This window comes from Psychromonas sp. SR45-3, from assembly GCF_014163575.1.
In the GTDB taxonomy this organism is placed as follows: Bacteria; Pseudomonadota; Gammaproteobacteria; order Enterobacterales; family Psychromonadaceae; genus Psychromonas; species Psychromonas arctica.
In genome coordinates, this window is the sequence record NZ_JACJDP010000007.1 from 132,405 (window position 1) to 150,897 (window position 18,493).

An 18,493-nucleotide genomic window follows, 5' to 3' on the forward strand; every position below is an offset into this window, starting at 1 on the left:
AATCAAACCGCTAAAACAAGCTCAAAAAATAGTTTCATATATTATAAAAGAATCAAACCATCAAACAAAAAAGCATGCGATTATCCTGCTTAATACCCTACACCTTAAATACTAACCCTTCATCTGAATGTTAAAGGTTAGTATATCAATAAGGTTTATATAACCACTTAACCCAGTTGGTCTGATGCAACCGCATAAGATGGATCTTCAATTACATTCATTTCAACTAATACGCCTGCTTTATTCAATAGCTTACGACAATCTTTACTTAAATGACGAATATGTAATTTTTTACCTTCTTTAGTATAACGTCCATTTAACACACTGATTGCTTCAATAGCAGAATGGTCAACAACGCGACACTCAGCAAAATCAACAATGACATGGCGCGGATCATCTTTAACATCAAACAATTCTAGGAAGTTACTAACAGATCCAAAGAATAAAGGACCATTAATACGGTAAGATTTTTCACTACCATCTTCACTTATATCAATTTTAGAATGGATATGACGAGCATGCTCCCAGGCAAATACTAGAGCAGAAACAATGACACCCACAAATACCGCAATAGCAAGGTCAGTAACAACCGTTACACCACTCACTAACACAATAACAAATGCATCTTTAATCGGCACATTACGCATCATTTTAAATGAAGCCCATTCAAAAGTACCTAATACCACAATAAACATCACCCCCACTAAAGCAGCTAGTGGCACAATTTCAATGAGACCTGAAGCAAATAAGATAAAAGCAAGCAATGCTAAAGCAGCTGTCACACCCGATAAACGACCACGACCACCGGAGTTGATATTAATCATTGATTGTCCAATCATTGCACAACCACCCATACCACCAAACAAACCATTAACCATATTAGATGCACCTTGTGCAACACACTCTTTATTAGGTCGACCACGCGTACCGGTCATCTCATCAACCACTGTTAATGTTAGTAGCGATTCAATTAAACCAACCGCCGCAAGAATCAACGCATATGGCAATATAATTTGTAGCGTTTCAAAGTTAAATGGCACAGCAGGAATAGCAAACGTTGGTAAGGAACCCGCAATGGTTGCATTTTGATCGCCCGTCATACTTTGCAGATAATCAAGTACTGTACGTGTATCTAAAGCAGGGACAAAATAAACCAATAATGTCACCACTAAAATGGCCACTAACGTAGAAGGCACCGCATTAGTCAATTTTGGTAAAAAATGAATAATAGCCATTGTTAATGAAATGAGGCCAAGCATGATGTACAGCGCTTCGCCTTGTAACCACGTTAGCCCCCCGCTTGCATCTTTTACTTTGAATTGACCCAATTGTGCTAAAAAGATAACAATCGCTAAGCCATTAACAAATCCTATCATTACAGAATGCGGTACCATACGGATAAACTTACCCAAATGAAATGCGCCAAATAAGATTTGTAATAGACCTGTTAATAACACAGCTGCAAATAAATATTGCACACCATGTTCACTCACTAATGCAACCATTACTACAGCCATTGCACCCGTTGCACCAGAAATCATACCCGGACGACCACCAAATATAGCAGTAATTAATCCCACCATAAACGCAGCGTATAAGCCTACCATTGGTTCAACACCAGCCACAAAGGCAAAGGCTACCGCTTCAGGGACCAGTGCTAATGCAACGGTTAAACCTGAAAGCACATCATTTTTAATACTGCTTTTATTAATTTGGGGGAATTCGAACACCGATTAGTTCCTTGTAAGGTCAAATATAGGGCGCGTATTATAGCGCCCATTGAAGCGAACAGCAAAACAAACAAAATTTAAGTGTCTTAACTCTCATTTTTATTAAATATTCAAGAAATATTTAAAAAATCGCCATTAACTTGTCACCTTTATAAAGCGACATGACCTTGTTTATTACCTTGTAAATGCATATCAATATAACGCTGTTGCTTTTTTTCTTTTATAAAGCTTAAATCAACCACCACTAACCCATCGACACAATGATTAAAGTCAGGGTCAATATTAAAATCAACAAACTGCACGCCTCCTTCAGAACAAAGCTCAGTATATTGTTTATATAGTGTTGGTACACTCACACCAATATTACTCATCATGGTTTTTAACTTCATAAAATCTTTTGCATAATTTTCGCCAGTAAAATAATTAAATAACTCGTTATCTAATTCATCGGATATTAAGTAAGCATTTCGTGCACTTGCCAAGGTACCTTGAGCAGGAAAATATAATTGATAAAAATAGACAAGATATGCATGAGCCTTCTTAGGTAGCGCTGAACTCAGCGAAACAGGCCCGAATAAATAACGGATTTCCGGATTCATCGCTAAGTAAGCGCCAATCCCCTGCCACAAATATTCCAAACTACGCTTCCCCCAATAACGAGGCTGTACAAAGCTGCGCCCTAACTCAATCCCCCGTTCAAATACAGGTTGCATATCTGCTTCATATCGAAATAACTTACTGCTATAAAGTCCCTCTACCCCTTGACTCGAGATTATTTTTGAAGTGGGCGTGAAACGATAAGCTCCTACTATTTCCAGTTGCTCTTGGTCCCACAATATCAGATGCATATAATTAAGGTCGTATTTATCTAAATCTCGCTTTTCCCCAGTACCTTCTCCAACCGATCTAAAGGTGACTTCACGGCAACGACCTAACTCTTTTAAAATCACACCGTGTTCTGGTTTCTCTAATAAATAAATACTTTTATTATCTGATGTACAGCCCAACAGCTTACATTTTTCAATAGCTTGCTTTAAATCGACTCTGGCCACAGGATGTGCAATAACCGACTCCGTTTTAAAATAACTTACTTTACCTTTGGCGACTCTGATCACTTCATTTTGTAATAAATTAACTTTAACCTTAGTGGAAAGCTTGTTTTTACCATAACTATCAAAGGGGATTAATTTCCCAATACTAACTTGAATGCTCTGCTGGTTGTGATTAAACATCTCCTGCACTAACAATAAACTAGCGAGTGGTTTATAGAACAAAGAGCATGCATAGAATGTCCAAGAATTTCGTGCTTTTATATGAACCGGTAAAATCGGTGCTTTAGCCCGTGACGCAATTTTTAAAAAGCCTTTATGCCAAGTGCGATCCTTAACCCCGGTAGCAGTAAAGCGAGACACTTCCCCTGCAGGAAAAATGATCACAGCACCATCGCAACTGAGAAAATCATGGATATTTAACAGGTCTTTTTTGGCGGTATTACCAGAGAAATTATTAACCGGCAATAATAATTCATGCAATGCCTCTATTTCCATTAAGAGTTCATTGGCCACTACTTTCACATCGCTGCGCAATTTTCTGACTAAATGTAACAATGCTAATCCATCTAACGTGCCTATTGGATGATTTGCAACAATGACGACACGACCAGTGACAGGAATACGCTCAATTTGTTTATCAATAGTGGCAAAACTAAAATCAAAGTATTCTAGTGTTTTCTCTATTAGGTCAAACCCCTGTAAATTCGGATAACACTCTGCGAAGTGAATAAAGGTAGTTTCGTGGAGTAGTTTTTTACACACAGAATGTAACAATTTATGTTTAAAAGATGTTTCTTTTAATTGAGGAAAGTACTTTTTAAAAATTTGCTGGCTTGAAATCATGTTATCTACACCTCTTATGCTTTTAAACTAGGATAAGAAATGACAATGACAATTGGGTTGCAAAAATAAGATGTATTTATGACTAAAGAAAAGGAAGCGGCGATTAATTAATATTTATTTAAAGTAATTTAAAGCTGATAAACAACCATTTCACATAAAAATCAATTAATATCTGTGCTTATTGTTAATCCTGTCATTAGCGATGCTATAACACATATACGCTTAGTTTTTACAACATTTCTGAAACTAGCTGCTAGTGTTGATCAACAGTTTCGTTATCAAACCGTCAGCAATAACCAAGCGTATATTAAACTAATAGATTGAGACCTTATAAAAAAGCTTGCATCAAAAAGTGTTAAAAATAAGCTAACTTGAACTACATAGAAGCGCTTAATTAGAAAACTCTGTTTCAACCTCCCAAGCCTGTTGATGGTATTGATATAAAGCATTACTGCCTAAATAATTAATTTTGATATTTGCTTTATCTGCATAAAAATCTTTATTAAATACAAATGACCCCGTTAATAACGGCAACGTTAACCATTTTGTTGAAACATCAATATCATTGAATGCAGATAATCGTTGTAAAGGAGGCAACCCAGTTTTACTTGCAATGGTCCACCCCCACTCTCCAAATGAAGGTACATTTTGATGATATTGTTGAGTTTGGTAGCCCGCTTGCTGCAAGGTTTTTCCGATTGAAATAAAGGCAGACTTTGCATGAAATGGCGATGTAGATTGAACTACAATCGCACCATCACCATTTAATAAATGCTGTAATCGGTAATAAAAATTCACACTGTACAATTTATTTAGATCAGGATGGCTAGGATCCGGTAAATCTACAATAATCGTATCGAAGTGAGTGTTAGCAGCTAACAAGCGATCAATCGCAATAAAAGCATCATCATGAATCACTTCAACACCTGGTTGATTAAAACTATCCAGTGTTAACGACTTGATCTTGCTGCTTAAATGAGGAGGCAAAAATTGCTCAGGTTGTTTAAACAAAGCGACTAAGTTAGGGTCAAGGTCAATTAGAGTAATGTCGGTAGGTTTCCATTTTTGTACTTCTCTTAACGCCAGACCATCACCCCCACCAATGATCAAAACACTGTCATGACGTGCAGACGCCAGCATCGCAGGGTGCACTAAAAATTCGTGATAAATATGTTCATCTAAACTCGAAAACTGTAATCGACCATTAATATAGAAATTATAAATAGGTTCATAACCACCGCCTAGAAGACGCTCAGTAAAAACTAGATTCTGATAGGGTGTCTGCGTTTGATAAACCACCTTATCTAAATACAACATATTTTGCATTTGCTTTTGCCAATGCCCTCCAGAAACAAAAATTAATACAATTAACAGCCCTAACAACACATGCCCTAGGATCAGTTTAACTTTAAAACGAAGATAGCTTCTGAAGCGAACTAAAAAGATGAAACCTGCGATAAGGTTTAATGACGCAGTTAATGCTGCTGCTTGGCTGATTTCTATTTTCAGCATGAACAATACCCAGATAGCCGCGCCTATACCAGCTCCAATATAGTCGGCACCGTAAATAGTCCCTGCATTATGGGCGAGGTGATGACCGTAAACTGTCTCTCGAATACGCGCAATTAAGGGGATTTCCATGCCAATTAAAAAGCCCAGAATAAATGCAAAGAGGTAAGGTAGTTGCAGGCTTATCCAACTTAGCGTTGATAGAAAATCGCCATTCACTAATACATCATTAGGTATTTGATAGGTATCAGCGATAATTTGTGGCAAGGTTTGACTAAAACCGATCACCGAAGCAATTAACAACGTTGCACTGCAACCGATCAATGCAACGATTAACTCTAATACCACAAACCCTTGAAATGCATCCTTTATTCTTTTTGCAGCAAACGCTCCCAAGCCCATAGACACTATCATGATCCCGATAATGGCATAAATAACCGTTTCAACACTGCCTAAAATTCGAGCTGAATAATGGGATAAAAGATATTCGTAAATCAAACCACAGCAGGCTAAGGTAGCCATGATTAAAATTAATAGTGTATCGTCAACAAGAAGTTTTATTTTGTTATTTTTGTCAGCATTGAAGGACATAGATTGATATTCGCTTATAAAAAAGGCCATCTTAAAGATGGCCTGATCGATTTAGGAGGTTGTAAATTACGACATTAATGCCATTAGTAATAAAGCAATAGAAAATGAGGTTGTTAACTCAATCGTTGCAACACCGATATTTTGCTGATCTTCAACTTCTTGTCGACGGTCAATGCCCCATAACACTAATAATTTAGCAACGGTTGTTAACAGAGTTAATAGCACCATTAATACCACACTGATCACGACCCACTGTGCTAGCCCTAACCATAATTCGTCGATATTAAATTCAATAAAGTAACTAGCTGCCGTAACTGACATTGCCGTAGAGATTAAATAGCCGCTGTAGCGAATGGATAATGCAAGATGCTCATTCACTAATGCAGTTTGAAACGTAATACCGTTGTTTTTCGAGTACTTCCATTCAAAAATACGCGTAATAATCACTAGCATTACCTGTGACACTATCCACACGCACGTTAATGCAATAAAGGTATCAACACTGATCCCTTCTACCCAAATAATGGCAGCACGCACCACAATAGCCGTTGCAATAGCAGAAGCAGCATCAACTAAACCAACAGCAATATTTCGATTACCGATCAAATCTTGTTTATTAAAAGAAGGTAAGGCAAATTTATCGTGAATATAGCGGCCTGCTTTAATCAAGACTAATGCCGCTATTCCGTAGCTGAGCATACCAATTAACTCTATTTTATAAGAGCCTGCCACTTCGCCAGTAATTGCACCACTTAGTGCGATGCCCATAGCCGCGACACCGCCAGCCATACTAATACCAAATGCAAAGTTGTCCTTGGTAGCCAGTTCATCGGTAGTATCTAACTTATTAAACAGCCCCATCATATAGCGAATACAGCCGAGAAAAAACATCGCGACTGCCATATCAATAGCTAAGTAACCGATTAGGGAACTATTGTTTTCCAATGTTGTAATTAACTCATTCATATCAATACCTTATTTACCGCGACTAACGCCGCGTGACGTGGTCGATTTACTATTTCTAAAGCTACTACTGCCAGTACTGGTAGACTTTTGCTTAGAATAACTAGACTTAGATGCAAAACTTGGGGCTTTTTGTGCTTTTTTACTCGCTGTAGACATCCGACTCGCGCCCGTTTTTGATTTGGCATAAGGGCTATTAAAACCGCCTTTATTGGCAAACTGTTTTTTAGTTCGTTGTGCTAAATCATTTTGAGACTGTTTTTGTTGTGGTGAGGTATAACGTTGGCGACCAACATCATTGTAATAACTATAATCACGTCGAGATGACCAGTTATGGTAACCAATCGAACGTGGGGAAATAGCAGAAAACAGAGAGTACGCAGCGTACCATTGCCAAAATGAACCGCCACTACTGTTTGTTTGCCACTGCCCGTAACTTGGATTACCTACTAACTGACTCCCCGCACCATTATTTTCTGCCGCGTTCGCTTGCAAACTTTGTGCTTGGCTGATGGCATTAACACGCGCTAGCTTTCCTTCAGACATATCTGCGATTACATTGATTGGATCTGACAATGCATCACTGAACAAGTTAGGGTCGGACGCTTCTATTAAGGTATCACTTTCTGACAACTGCGCATCAATATCACCCAATAATTCAGGCTTTGATTGCAACGTAGACAAACGATGACTCAATGAATAATACATTGGTCCAGATCGACTAGCATCCTTAGATAGCTCAGTAACTAAGGGTTTAAGTGACGGTTTTTGTGCTGCGAGTAACTGAGCGTATTGCTGTAAAATAATCGCATTACGAATACGCCCTGCATCTAAGTCTGTGCCTAGATTCTCGATCAAATAATCAGCGGTTTTAATATTTGCTTGTAAACGATCATCTCGCTCATCACCACAAGCGATTAATAACCAACTCACACAGCAGATAATAAAAATACGCATAAGTGTTATAACTCCATAGTGTGTTGGCTTGTATTTGCTAAAACATCAATCACACGCTGCAGATCCAGGGCTGTATCAACACCAGCAGGTGGTATTTCACAAGCGACCTCTACGTGGATCTTAAAACCATGCCATAATACGCGCAATTGCTCCAATTTTTCTATCACTTCTAATGGTGAAACCGATAGTTCAGCATATTGTTTTAAAAAACTAACTCGATAGGCATAAATACCAATATGGCGTTGTAAGTGTGCTAAATTAACCTGTTTGGCCTGTTGATTTTGTGGCGTAAAGTTATCTCTATCCCACGGGGTTGTTGCTCGGCTAAAATATAATGCGAGGTTATTTTTATCTGTCACCACTTTGACCGCATTAACATTAAATGCATCATATTGGTCGGTAATAGGCGCACTTAATGTTGCAACACTGGCCTGCTGATTAGCAAATAAATTATTGGCGACTTGCTCTATAACAACCGGTGGAATAAGCGGTTCATCCCCCTGCACATTGACAATAATTTCATCATCGGCAAACTGATAAATAGCACAAACTTCAGCAAGACGATCAGTGCCTGACTCATGGTCTGGAGACGTTAAACAAACATCGATATTTTGTACATTCTGTAACGCATCCACAATCCGTTGATCATCAGTTGCAACAATAACTAATTTTGCTCCACTCAGTAGAGCTTGATTTGCAACGCGTTCAATCATGGTTTTACCCAAAATATCCGCCAGTGGTTTCGCTGGTAAACGTGTTGAATGATAACGGGCAGGAATGACAGCAATAAATGACATAGTTATTCCTCGTCTGCGCTCTGTTTTCGTGCTTCAACATACAATAAAGCCGGGATCCCGTCTCGAACTGGATAAGCTAAATGATCAAATTTACAGATTAATTCATTATTAACTTTGTCATAAGCTAATTTACCTTTGCACACTGGACAAGCAATAATATCCAGTAATTTAATATCTAACATTTCGATTCCTTAATCTGTTTTAATTTTTCTAAAAAAGGCTGAGTAAAGTCAATGGATAGTTGTCCATCAATAGGTAAATACCACCAATTTGGTTGCGCAAATGCGACACATTTAACGGCATCTTTTTCTGTCATCAATAATGGCATATTAGCGTCAAATTGTTTGAAATCCTCTTGGCTGTAGGGGTGGTGGTCAGCAAATGCCACCTGTTTTTTAACACTAAAACCTTGTTTTACCAAGGTATCAAAAAAACGTGGAGGATAGCCAATAGCAGCGCAGGCATTCACTTCTTGTACAGCTAGAGAAGCCCCTTCTCCATTCACTTTCCTAGCAGCAGATGGAGCTAAAATCATCGTAAATTCACCTGCGTGCTGTTCGCCGTTATTAATAATAAAATCTACACTATTTAAACGACTGATTGGTTCTCTTAAAGGCCCCATCGGCATAATGTGTTGGTTACCGTAACGACGTTTACCATCAACGACTACAATTTCAATATCGCGTTGCAATGCATAATGTTGTAGACCGTCATCGGTTATAATGACATCAACATCACAATGTTGATTAAGATAAGCCGCCGCATTTGCACGTATTGGATCAACCACTACCGGAATATTTAAGCGTTTGTGGATTAAAACAGGCTCATCACCCGCTTCTTTTCCCGTGCTATCTATAGTCACCAACAAAGGATAACTGTTTGCTTTACCGCCATAGCCTCGACTGATCACACCCGGTTTATAACCTTGTGCCATTAATAATTCACACAAGCTGATCACAAAAGGCGTTTTGCCATTGCCACCTACGGAGATATTACCAACCACCACCACGGGTAATGCACTTTGATAACTTTTTAACCACCCTTTTGTGTAAAAATAGCTGCGAAAAATGTTAATAAATTGCATTAACAACGCAAAAGGCCATAGGCACCATGCCCACCAACGTGTTGGTTGATACCAAAATGGCATTACAACTCTCCCGATGCTTGCATCTGGTTTAAGCTATGATAAATCTTTCTTTGTGCTAATAATTCTGCGTGCGTACCCTGCTCTACAATTTTGCCATGGTCAATCACTAAAATTTGATCTGCATGCTCAATAGTAGACAAACGATGCGCAATGACGATCGAGGTTCTATTTTTCTGTAATTCATCTAATGCAGCTTGAATATGACGCTCAGATTCAGTATCAAGTGCAGAAGTCGCTTCATCTAAAATCAAAATAGGTGCATCACGTAATAACGCACGAGCAATGGCTAAGCGTTGACGTTGACCACCAGATAACATTGCCCCATTTTCACCAATAATGGTGTTCAGTCCATCGGGAAATCCATTAATAAATTCCATCGCATGGGCTGTCGTTGCAGCATCGATGATATCTTGTTCAGTAAACTTATCTTCACTGGCGTACGCAATATTATTAGCAATTGTGTCATTAAACAAATGTACATTTTGAGACACAATAGCAACTTGGCTACGTAATGAGGTTAAACGATATTCTTCTATATTTTTACCATCTAATCTAATTTCACCGGAGTCAATGTCATAAAACCTAGTTAACAAATTAGCAATGGTGGACTTACCACTACCAGAACGACCTACTAACGCCACAGATTGACCTGATTTAACTTCAAAGCTGACTTTGTTTAACGCTGGCTTTTCAGCCGTAGGGTAAGTGAAAACAATATTATCAATACTGATGTCACCCTTAACACGTTCTGCTTCATATGTTCCTTCATCCTTCGCTTGTGTCATATCTAACATATTGAAAAGACTAGTACTAGCAGAGATCCCTTTTTGAATTTCGTTATTCACTTGTGTCACATTTTTAATTGGCTTCATTAACGCCATCATGGAACTGATGATCACCACAAAAGTACCCGATGATAAGGTATCCATGATTTGCGGGAAGGTCGCGAGATAAAGCACAAACGCTAAAGCGAATGAAGCGATAGTTTGAATTACTGGAACACTAATCGCATTTGCACTCGCCATTTTCATATTTTGAGAACGCACCGTGTTGCTGACTTTTTTGAATTTTTCATTCTCGACTTTTTGACCACCAAACATTAAGACTTCTTTATGCCCTTTTAACATTTGTTCCGATGATGTAGTAACGAGCCCCATCGCATTTTGTAAGTTTTTACTTATTTTTCTGAAACGTTTACTGACAATACTAATAGCAATGCCAACGATCGGTGCAACCACAAAAAATACTAATGACAACTGCCAGCTCTGGTAAAACATTAACGCGACAAGGCCAATAACAGTGGCTCCTTCACGGAAAATTTTCACAAGCGCATTACTGGCCGCGTTAGAAACTTGGCTTGCGTCATAGGTTATTTTTGATAATAAGTCACCGGTATTGGTTTTATCAAAAAATGAGATAGGTAACAGTATCAACTGTGAAAAGAGCTGTCGTTGAAGCTTCATCACAACATGTGTGCCTACCCAAGCCATACAATATGAACTCAAGAATGCAGATATACCACGGAGTCCAATAACAATGATCACAAAATAGGGCATCATTTGTAACACACTCGGGTCTTTACCTGTGAAACCATCGTCGATTAAAGGTTGTAAGGACCAGATAAGCGCCATATCAACGAGGGCGTAACCGATCATACCGATAATCCCGCCAAATAACGCCAGTTTAAATTCTTTAATATAACTCACAAGTCGCTTTAATACCGACCAACCGTTTTCTTTATTCTCTGTCATGAATACACCAAATAAGCCATTTACAATGCAAGATGCCGATGATACCAATAAGCGGCAAGATCTTCTCTATAAGTTTTTACTTCAATGTGATGATTTTGCACATTAAATCTAATAAATCCAGTATTTGCTGTGGTTAAATGCTTAATACCTAACTGTTGATAACGATCTACCACTTTCTCAACAGGGAAACGCCAACGGTTTTTGTACCCCGCCGAAAACACCACCCATTGCGGGTTAACCTGATTTATAAATGCCAAACTTGAAGAGGTGTTACTACCATGATGTGGAGCAATTAAAATATCAGCCTGTAAATTATTAACATTTTTGTTACTGATAGATTGACGATTTTCGACTATTAATTTGTGTTCTACAGCTTTACTGATATCGCCCGTTAATAGCACTTTATTAACGCCATCACTGATCTGTAATACACAGGAATTATTATTGTTATTGCTACCTACTGATGAGGGAGATAAGGTGGTCAGCGTTAATTTACCTAACTGGTGTACTTGCCCACTGATACATTGTTGATAATTTATATAACGATTAGGCTGAAGATTATTTCTTTGATTCATTAAATCAGCTTCACCTGCATAAGCCTGTTTTATGTGCAGGTTATTTTGAATCGCCTCTCTTCCTCCTGCATGGTCATTATCACTGTGGCTAATAAAAAAATAGTCTAACTGCGTTATACCACGCGCTTGTAAATAAGGTAAAACAGTGCTTTCTGCGACAGCATAGCGACCGCCATAACTTGGCCCCGTATCATACAATATGCTATGGCCGTCACTATAAATTAAGATTGCTAAACCTTGTCCAACATCAAAAACCTCTAGTTGCCACTGCTGCTCATTTTGCCATTTTTGCTCCACAGCTCTAATACCGACAAAGACCAACAGTATTGACGGTAATAGCCACATTTTAGTGTGGCTGATATTAAAAAAACGCTGTATTAAACTCAATAATAAAAAGGATAAACTGAAAAGGATAAAGGTTAAGATCAATACAATATGCAATTGAGATAACATTAAGTATCCAGCAGAAAGTATTGAGAAGTAATGCAGAAAATAGCTAAGTAATTGATCACTGATGGTGAATAGAGCAACCCCTACGGGTTCTATTAACAGTAAAAACAGAACGCCGAGTAACGTCAATGGAATAATGAACCAAGAAAATAATGGAATGGCAATCAAGTTAATCGGTAGTGCATAAAGACTAATTGCTGAAAAATTAATTAATTGAATTGGCAACATAAATAAGGTTAAAACTAACTGCAATAGCAATAAACCTTTAATGGTAATGAATAATCGTTGTAATTTGGCCTGATACCATGATTTTTTCTGTTCTGCAGTTTGCTGAGGCCGTTGTAATAACCAAATAAATGCCAATATGATACTCATTGCCATAAAAGATAACCATAAACTACTGCTCAAAATAGATAATGGATCTAGCATCAAAATGATCCACAGGCATAAAAGGAGTAAATCTAACAGGCTGACTTTTTGTTTACTTGAGAGAACTAACACACTCGTTAACAACATCAATAATGCACGCTCTGTCGGTAAAGAAAACCCGGAAATATAGCCATAACTTACACACACCAACAACCCAACGATGTTTACTAAGCGCCAACGAAACCAACCTAAATATCTTTCTGGTAATAATTGCTTAAATAGTGCATTTAAAATCACCGTAGACAATATAAACAACAACCCGATATGCAACCCAGAGATGGCAAATAAATGGGCAATACCAAGCTGCTTAATCAAGCTTTTATCGTGCTCATTTAATAGACTTTTATCAGCAAAAATAAGAGTCAGTAGACTACCTTGCTGTGACAGTTCGTTAGTAGCTTGCATCACTTTTTTATACAAACTTGCCCGTATTGATACGCGCTTATCAATGACTTTAATATGTTGTTTAATATTCACGATATAAGCTATGTGCTGTGAATAGCGCCATTTTTGCCGATCAAAACCATAGGGGTTAGCTTTACCTTGTAACGCTTTAAACCTCACTTTAAATTGGTGTACTTGGCCTGCTTGAACTTGCAGATTGGGTTTATACCAACGCATTTCAACTAATGGGCAAAAATCACAGTATTGGTCATTGATGGAAATAATTCTTGCTATAAAATAACCAGTATTTTTTGTATTGATTAATGATTTAACCCTGACAATTATGGTATTGTCTTGTCTGCTAAGTGTAGAATAGGTCTGACTTACTTGTTGCTTATGTTCTTTAATGTTTGAAATATTATTTGCTAATTGATGTTTTCCTTGTTCAGGATTGGATATTGAAGCACGTGAAGGTGACCGCAGTGGTGCTAAACCTTTTGCTACTAAAGGTGTTGTTAACAGATCATTGGCAAGTAGCGGTTTATAATTAATGGATTCAAAAGACCCGCCAAATAAACTAACGTAACTAAAAAGGCTAAAATAAAGTGCTGTAAATGGCAAAATAGCCAAATATCTCCACCTTGGCCAACATAAAAAAACAAAAATACACAGCACACAACTAAATATACCACTATAATTGACTAGTTGTGGCCAATACAGAGTGGTAACAAAAACAGCGATTGAGAGCCATATTGTTATTCTCATTTTTTCCCGTTTACAAAGATAAAGTTTAATTATATGCCAAAAAAATTTATTAAACGTTTTTCCCCTAATCCAGAAACATTAAAAGCTCACCCGCATTTAAAACATTTTGGCGCTAAATTACAAAACCCCAACTTATGGCATATAAATAGGCGTAGTGCTGCAGGTGCGGTTGCCGTTGGATTATTTTGTGCGTGGATGCCGATCCCTTTTCAAATGCTACTTGCCACTTTTGTGGCGATGTTTTTTTCTGTTAACCTGCCTATTTCAGTTGCATTGGTTTGGTTATCTAACCCCTTCACTATGCCGCCGTTGTTTTATGGCGCTTACCGTTTAGGCGCATTCATACTGCAACAACCTCTAATGGACTTTCATTTTAAACTTTCATTTCATTGGATTATTAATGCCTTAGAAACCATTGCGCCGGTTATGTTTTTAGGTTGCTTGATACTTGGTTGTATTAGCGCATTTGTTGGTTATTGGGGCTTTACCGTATTCTGGCGTTATAGTTCTGTACAAAAATGGAAAAAAAGAAAACGTACGCCAAAACGTTAACTTATCTATTAAGCTTTGAACCTAAAGCAATAACCTGATGATTAAATGCTATACCAAAAGCATCATTAAGCTTAGTTAACAATCGCGAAAATAATATCAATACGCTATATTTTGTTAATGTTTATCACTAAATTGTAACCAAGCTTATGCGATTTCGTTTAACGACATGAGGCTGGTTGATATCACATCTTCATTTTATTTTATCTTGGGGTAGCAAATGTGGACACTGTCATTGTACTAATTAATTAAGTTTCAAATATTACAATACGATTAATTTTGTGCGCTTCAAGGCAAATTATTAAATATTGAATTCAAGTAGTAACTGAACCTTAATAAAGCGCTCGAGTTTATGGTTTATTTAATTTATCCTATCTATACATCGGCATTATCAATAATATTGAATATTTTTTATTGTTATCAATGCTTGCTTGTTTTCGGTTAGCCCTACAACTTTACTTATTTTTATTGAAGTCAGTTATTAATGATGTTCTTCAATATTTTAACACTGGAACTCCCATGAAAATGTATCAATACATAATGCCTACTTTACTACTCAGCGCTTTTTCATTACCAACGTTGGCAGAAAGCTTAAGTAACGAGACCGTTTCTAGTAACAATTATGTGACTGTTACAGGCTATTTAGGGGCACGCCTCGATCAAGATATTAAGAATGATTACAGTGGACAAGATGTTGATATTAGTTCTGAACTCGCACAGGCCGTCTCTCTAGGTTGGTATTACGCTAAAAACGCAGAGGGAGAATTGATTTTTTCTAATAGTAAGCAAAACTTCTCATCACCAAATGACTTTGATGTTGATGTTTACGTGCAATACCTACATGTAGGTGGCAGAATATTATTTAGAACTAATTCGCCATTCTCATCCAGTATTGGATTAGGAATGGGTGCAACTCACTTTAATCCATCGGGTAGTCGATATGATGCAAAATTTGCTTTTTCTGGCAGTATTTCAGCGGGTATACGTTATCAATTGAGTAAACAGTTTGCATTACGTAGTGATTTACGTGTTTACGGCACCTTTTTAGAAAATAGTGACGAGCTGTTTTGTGATAATGGTAGCTGTTTATTAGATGCTTCCGATCACCTGTATGTCGACGCAGAATTATTAGCGGGGATTGAATACAAATTTTAAGGATCTATCCTTCGATTCTTCTTCCTTACAAAAAAGCCTTTCTAATTTAGAAAGGCTTATTCTCAGATTCGATAACTATACCACTACAATTAAGCGTTTTTAAAATAACTACTTACCAAGTATAAGTTTATTTTTGAGCTAACGCTTTAGTCACTTTTTCATATAGATCAACAGCCAGATCAGGCAACGCTAGTAGACGATTCAACTGCATTCTTATTAGCTCAATACGCTTTTTATCAAGACGTTTAAATTGAGTTAATGGTGTAATCAAACGTGAAGCGACTTGTGGATTTTGACGGTTAAGTTTAATCAATTGATCCGTCAAAAACGCATATCCGCTACCATCAATATTATGAAAGCGATAAGTATTACTCTGTGCAAATGCCCCCACTAAAGAGCGTAATCGATTTGGATTATTAAAATCAAAACTACGGTGTGTAAATAACGCTTCGATATTCTTAAGTGCATTATCTGAAGGTATACAAGCTTGCAGTGCAAACCACTTATCCATCACCAAACCATTCTCATGCCATTTATCATCAAATGCCTGCATAACAGCTTCACGGCAAGGTAATAAACCGTTGTTAGCAGCAGTTAACGCACCAAGATAATCGGTCATGTTATTACAATTAGCAATTTGTGCTGATACATATTCATCTGCTAATTGTTTATCAACGCGCGCAATGAAGGTTAACGCTAGATTTTTTAGTTTACGTATCGCAATATCATTAATATCGGGTTGATAAGCTTTTAACTGTTTATGGCGTAGATAAGTATCTACAAACAATTCATGCAATTGTGTCGCAATCTCTTGCAACATAAAGTCACGTGCGTGATGGATAGCATCGATATCAACCACGTCAAACAGTTCTCGCGCACCATTTTCACTAGTAAAAGTAAACATATCAGCGACGAGAGAAGGATCTAATGTTTCACTGACTAATACAGATTTGAACCCATCAATGAAAATAGAAGGTAATGACAGTGTTTGACCTTTATGGAAGGCGCGTACATTACTCACTAAATATTTATTAAATAAGGTCTGTCCGGCATCCCAACGAGAAAACTCATCGGTAGCAAAGCTCATAATATCTAATAGTTGTTCATCACTATAAGCGTATTGATATTTAACCGGTGCAGAGAAACCTCGGAACAAGCAAGGAACTGGGTGACTTTGTATATTTTTAAAGACAAAGGTTTGCTCTTTTTGAGTCAAACTTAACACGCGATTCTTTTTACCTGCTAATAATTCAATTGAATTACCATTACTATCTAACAGCTCAATATCGATGGGGATATGCAGTGCAAGTTTTTTGCTTTGGTCTGCAGTTGGTTTCGTCTTTTGCTTAAATGTAAGCTGGTAGGTACGATTGGTTGCATCATAGTGATCAGTAACAAATACATTAGGTGTACCCGATTGTGAGTACCAACGTTTAAATAAGGTTAGATCAACGCCACTTGCATCTTGCATTGCAGCAACAAAATCATCACAGGTCACAGCTTGACCATCGTGGCGTTGCACATACAATTGCATACCTTGTTGGAATTTTGTTTCACCTAATAGAGTATGTAACATACGGATCACTTCTGAACCTTTTTCATACACGGTTAAAGTATAAAAATTGTTCATTTCCATGACACTTTCAGGACGAATAGGATGAGACATAGGTCCGGCATCTTCAGCAAACTGGTGGTCACGCATAGTCATCACATTCGCAATACGATTCACGCTGCGGCTACCTAAATCTGAACTGAACTCTTGATCTCGGAAAACCGTTAATCCCTCTTTTAAGCTTAATTGAAACCAATCTCGACAAGTAATACGGTTCCCAGTCCAGTTATGGAAATACTCATGTCCAATAACGGCTTCAATACCTAGGTAATCTTGGTCTGTCGCGCTTTGAGAATTAGCTAATACAAACTTAGAATTGAAAACATTTAATCCTTTGTTCTCCATCGCGCCCATATTAAAGAAATCAACGGCAACGATCATATAGATATCTAAATCGTATTCTAAATTAAAACGTTGTTCATCCCATTGCATGGATTTTTTAAGTGAAATCATCGCGTGTTGTGTTTTATCTAAATTGCCTTTATCAACAAACAAGGCCAATTTCACATCGCGTCCACTTTTTGTCACATAGTTATCTTCTAAACGATCAAAGTCACCTGCTACCAAAGCAAATAAATAAGCAGGTTTAGGGAATGGGTCTTGCCAACAAACAAAGTGACGACCGTTATCAAGGTCACCTTGATCTAATTGATTACCGTTAGATAATAGAAAAGGATAAAGCGCTTTATCTGCAATCACTTTGGTCGAAAATTTAGCCAACACATCGGGACGGTCTAGGTAATAAGTGATACGACGGAAACCTTCAGCTTCACATTGTGTACAGAAAGCATCTCCCGATTTATATAACCCTTCAAAGGCTTGGTTAGCTGCAGGGTCTATTTCAGTGTTAATTTCTAACTTAAATGACGCAGGCAGATTGTGAATGTTCAAGCCGCCTTCAACTAATTCAAAGTCAGTATAATCAACATCATCAACTAAAATAGAAACTAAATTTAGTGCTTCACCGAATAAAAATAAAGGCGTGATCGCTTGGCTAACTCGTTCAACACGACTCACGGCTTTGACCTTTGTTTGGTTATCAAACAAATCGAATTCAAGGTCAATACTGGTAATCGTATAATCTGATGGACGGTAATCACTTAGGTATTTTTCTTGTGGATTTTTTTCTATATTCTCTGCTACGAGAGAGTCGACTTGGCTCATTATTTATACACTCTTAAGTCTGGGGAAATAATACGCTTAATATACAAGAAGGCTTACTATTTGCTAAGCC

The 18,493-nt window shown here is 37.6% G+C and carries 13 protein-coding genes; 2 read left to right on the forward strand and 11 right to left on the reverse strand.

Annotated elements, in window-relative coordinates; all coding sequences use genetic code 11:
- Positions 1–167: 167 nt before the first annotated feature.
- The 10 genes from H5084_RS06285 to H5084_RS06330 form a co-directional block, all read right to left on the reverse strand.
- A complete protein-coding gene (locus H5084_RS06285; protein WP_182689911.1) occupies positions 168–1,730 on the reverse strand; it encodes a SulP family inorganic anion transporter in 1,563 nt (520 codons plus the stop codon).
- Positions 1,731–1,879: 149 nt separating this feature from the next.
- Positions 1,880–3,625, reverse strand: coding sequence for a lysophospholipid acyltransferase family protein (locus H5084_RS06290; protein ID WP_182689912.1), 1,746 nt, complete (start codon positions 3,623–3,625; stop codon positions 1,880–1,882).
- A 390-nt stretch (positions 3,626–4,015) separates the two neighbouring features.
- Entirely contained in the window at positions 4,016–5,725 is a 1,710-nt protein-coding gene (locus H5084_RS06295; RefSeq protein WP_028867719.1) for a polyamine aminopropyltransferase, read from the reverse strand.
- 66 nt (positions 5,726–5,791) lie between these two features.
- Complete coding sequence (locus H5084_RS06300; RefSeq protein WP_028867718.1) at positions 5,792–6,691, reverse strand: DUF350 domain-containing protein; 900 nt, start codon at positions 6,689–6,691, stop codon at positions 5,792–5,794.
- A 9-nt stretch (positions 6,692–6,700) separates the two neighbouring features.
- Positions 6,701–7,645, reverse strand: coding sequence for a hypothetical protein (locus H5084_RS06305; RefSeq protein WP_182689913.1), 945 nt, complete (start codon positions 7,643–7,645; stop codon positions 6,701–6,703).
- Between the two features lie 5 nt (positions 7,646–7,650).
- Positions 7,651–8,442: a 3-deoxy-manno-octulosonate cytidylyltransferase gene (gene kdsB / locus H5084_RS06310; RefSeq protein ID WP_182689914.1), complete on the reverse strand. Its 792-nt coding sequence runs from the start codon at positions 8,440–8,442 to the stop codon at positions 7,651–7,653.
- A gap of 2 nt (positions 8,443–8,444) precedes the next feature.
- Positions 8,445–8,624, reverse strand: coding sequence for a Trm112 family protein (locus tag H5084_RS06315; protein WP_028867715.1), 180 nt, complete (start codon positions 8,622–8,624; stop codon positions 8,445–8,447).
- Positions 8,618–9,589, reverse strand: a complete 972-nt coding sequence (gene lpxK, locus H5084_RS06320; protein WP_182689915.1) for a tetraacyldisaccharide 4'-kinase — start codon at positions 9,587–9,589, stop codon at positions 8,618–8,620. Before lpxK ends, H5084_RS06315 begins: the two co-directional genes overlap by 7 nt.
- Positions 9,589–11,340, reverse strand: a complete 1,752-nt coding sequence (gene msbA / locus H5084_RS06325; protein WP_028867713.1) for a lipid A ABC transporter ATP-binding protein/permease MsbA — start codon at positions 11,338–11,340, stop codon at positions 9,589–9,591. The genes lpxK and msbA overlap by 1 nt, the downstream gene beginning before the upstream one ends.
- Positions 11,341–11,360: 20 nt before the next feature.
- Positions 11,361–13,808 carry a DNA internalization-related competence protein ComEC/Rec2 gene (locus H5084_RS06330; RefSeq protein WP_182689916.1) on the reverse strand — a complete coding sequence of 816 codons (2,448 nt, stop codon included), beginning with the start codon at positions 13,806–13,808 and terminating at the stop codon, positions 11,361–11,363.
- A gap of 168 nt (positions 13,809–13,976) precedes the next feature.
- Between H5084_RS06330 and H5084_RS06335 the strand changes: the two genes are divergently transcribed.
- Both H5084_RS06335 and H5084_RS06340 read left to right on the forward strand, forming a co-directional pair.
- Positions 13,977–14,495 carry a DUF2062 domain-containing protein gene (locus H5084_RS06335; protein WP_028867711.1) on the forward strand — a complete coding sequence of 173 codons (519 nt, stop codon included), beginning with the start codon at positions 13,977–13,979 and terminating at the stop codon, positions 14,493–14,495.
- Positions 14,496–15,011: 516 nt separating this feature from the next.
- Complete coding sequence (locus H5084_RS06340; protein WP_182689917.1) at positions 15,012–15,647, forward strand: outer membrane beta-barrel protein; 636 nt, start codon at positions 15,012–15,014, stop codon at positions 15,645–15,647.
- 127 nt (positions 15,648–15,774) lie between these two features.
- Here H5084_RS06340 and pepN read toward each other — a convergent pair whose 3' ends face one another.
- Positions 15,775–18,423, reverse strand: coding sequence for an aminopeptidase N (pepN, locus tag H5084_RS06345; RefSeq protein WP_182689918.1), 2,649 nt, complete (start codon positions 18,421–18,423; stop codon positions 15,775–15,777).
- Positions 18,424–18,493: the final 70 nt, after the last annotated feature.

What these genes read in the sequence shown, in the direction of transcription:
- H5084_RS06315 (WP_028867715.1), bottom strand. Translation starts at nt 8,624, where the DNA reads ATGTTAGATATTAAATTACTGGATATTATTGCTTGTCCAGTGTGCAAA.
- H5084_RS06290 (WP_182689912.1), bottom strand. Translation starts at nt 3,625, where the DNA reads ATGATTTCAAGCCAGCAAATTTTTAAAAAGTACTTTCCTCAATTAAAA.
- H5084_RS06335 (WP_028867711.1), top strand. Translation starts at nt 13,977, where the DNA reads ATGCCAAAAAAATTTATTAAACGTTTTTCCCCTAATCCAGAAACATTA.
- kdsB (WP_182689914.1), bottom strand. Translation starts at nt 8,442, where the DNA reads ATGTCATTTATTGCTGTCATTCCTGCCCGTTATCATTCAACACGTTTA.
- msbA (WP_028867713.1), bottom strand. Translation starts at nt 11,340, where the DNA reads ATGACAGAGAATAAAGAAAACGGTTGGTCGGTATTAAAGCGACTTGTG.
- H5084_RS06305 (WP_182689913.1), bottom strand. Translation starts at nt 7,645, where the DNA reads ATGCGTATTTTTATTATCTGCTGTGTGAGTTGGTTATTAATCGCTTGT.
- lpxK (WP_182689915.1), bottom strand. Translation starts at nt 9,589, where the DNA reads ATGCCATTTTGGTATCAACCAACACGTTGGTGGGCATGGTGCCTATGG.
- pepN (WP_182689918.1), bottom strand. Translation starts at nt 18,423, where the DNA reads ATGAGCCAAGTCGACTCTCTCGTAGCAGAGAATATAGAAAAAAATCCA.
- H5084_RS06340 (WP_182689917.1), top strand. Translation starts at nt 15,012, where the DNA reads ATGAAAATGTATCAATACATAATGCCTACTTTACTACTCAGCGCTTTT.
- H5084_RS06300 (WP_028867718.1), bottom strand. Translation starts at nt 6,691, where the DNA reads ATGAATGAGTTAATTACAACATTGGAAAACAATAGTTCCCTAATCGGT.
- H5084_RS06295 (WP_028867719.1), bottom strand. Translation starts at nt 5,725, where the DNA reads ATGTCCTTCAATGCTGACAAAAATAACAAAATAAAACTTCTTGTTGAC.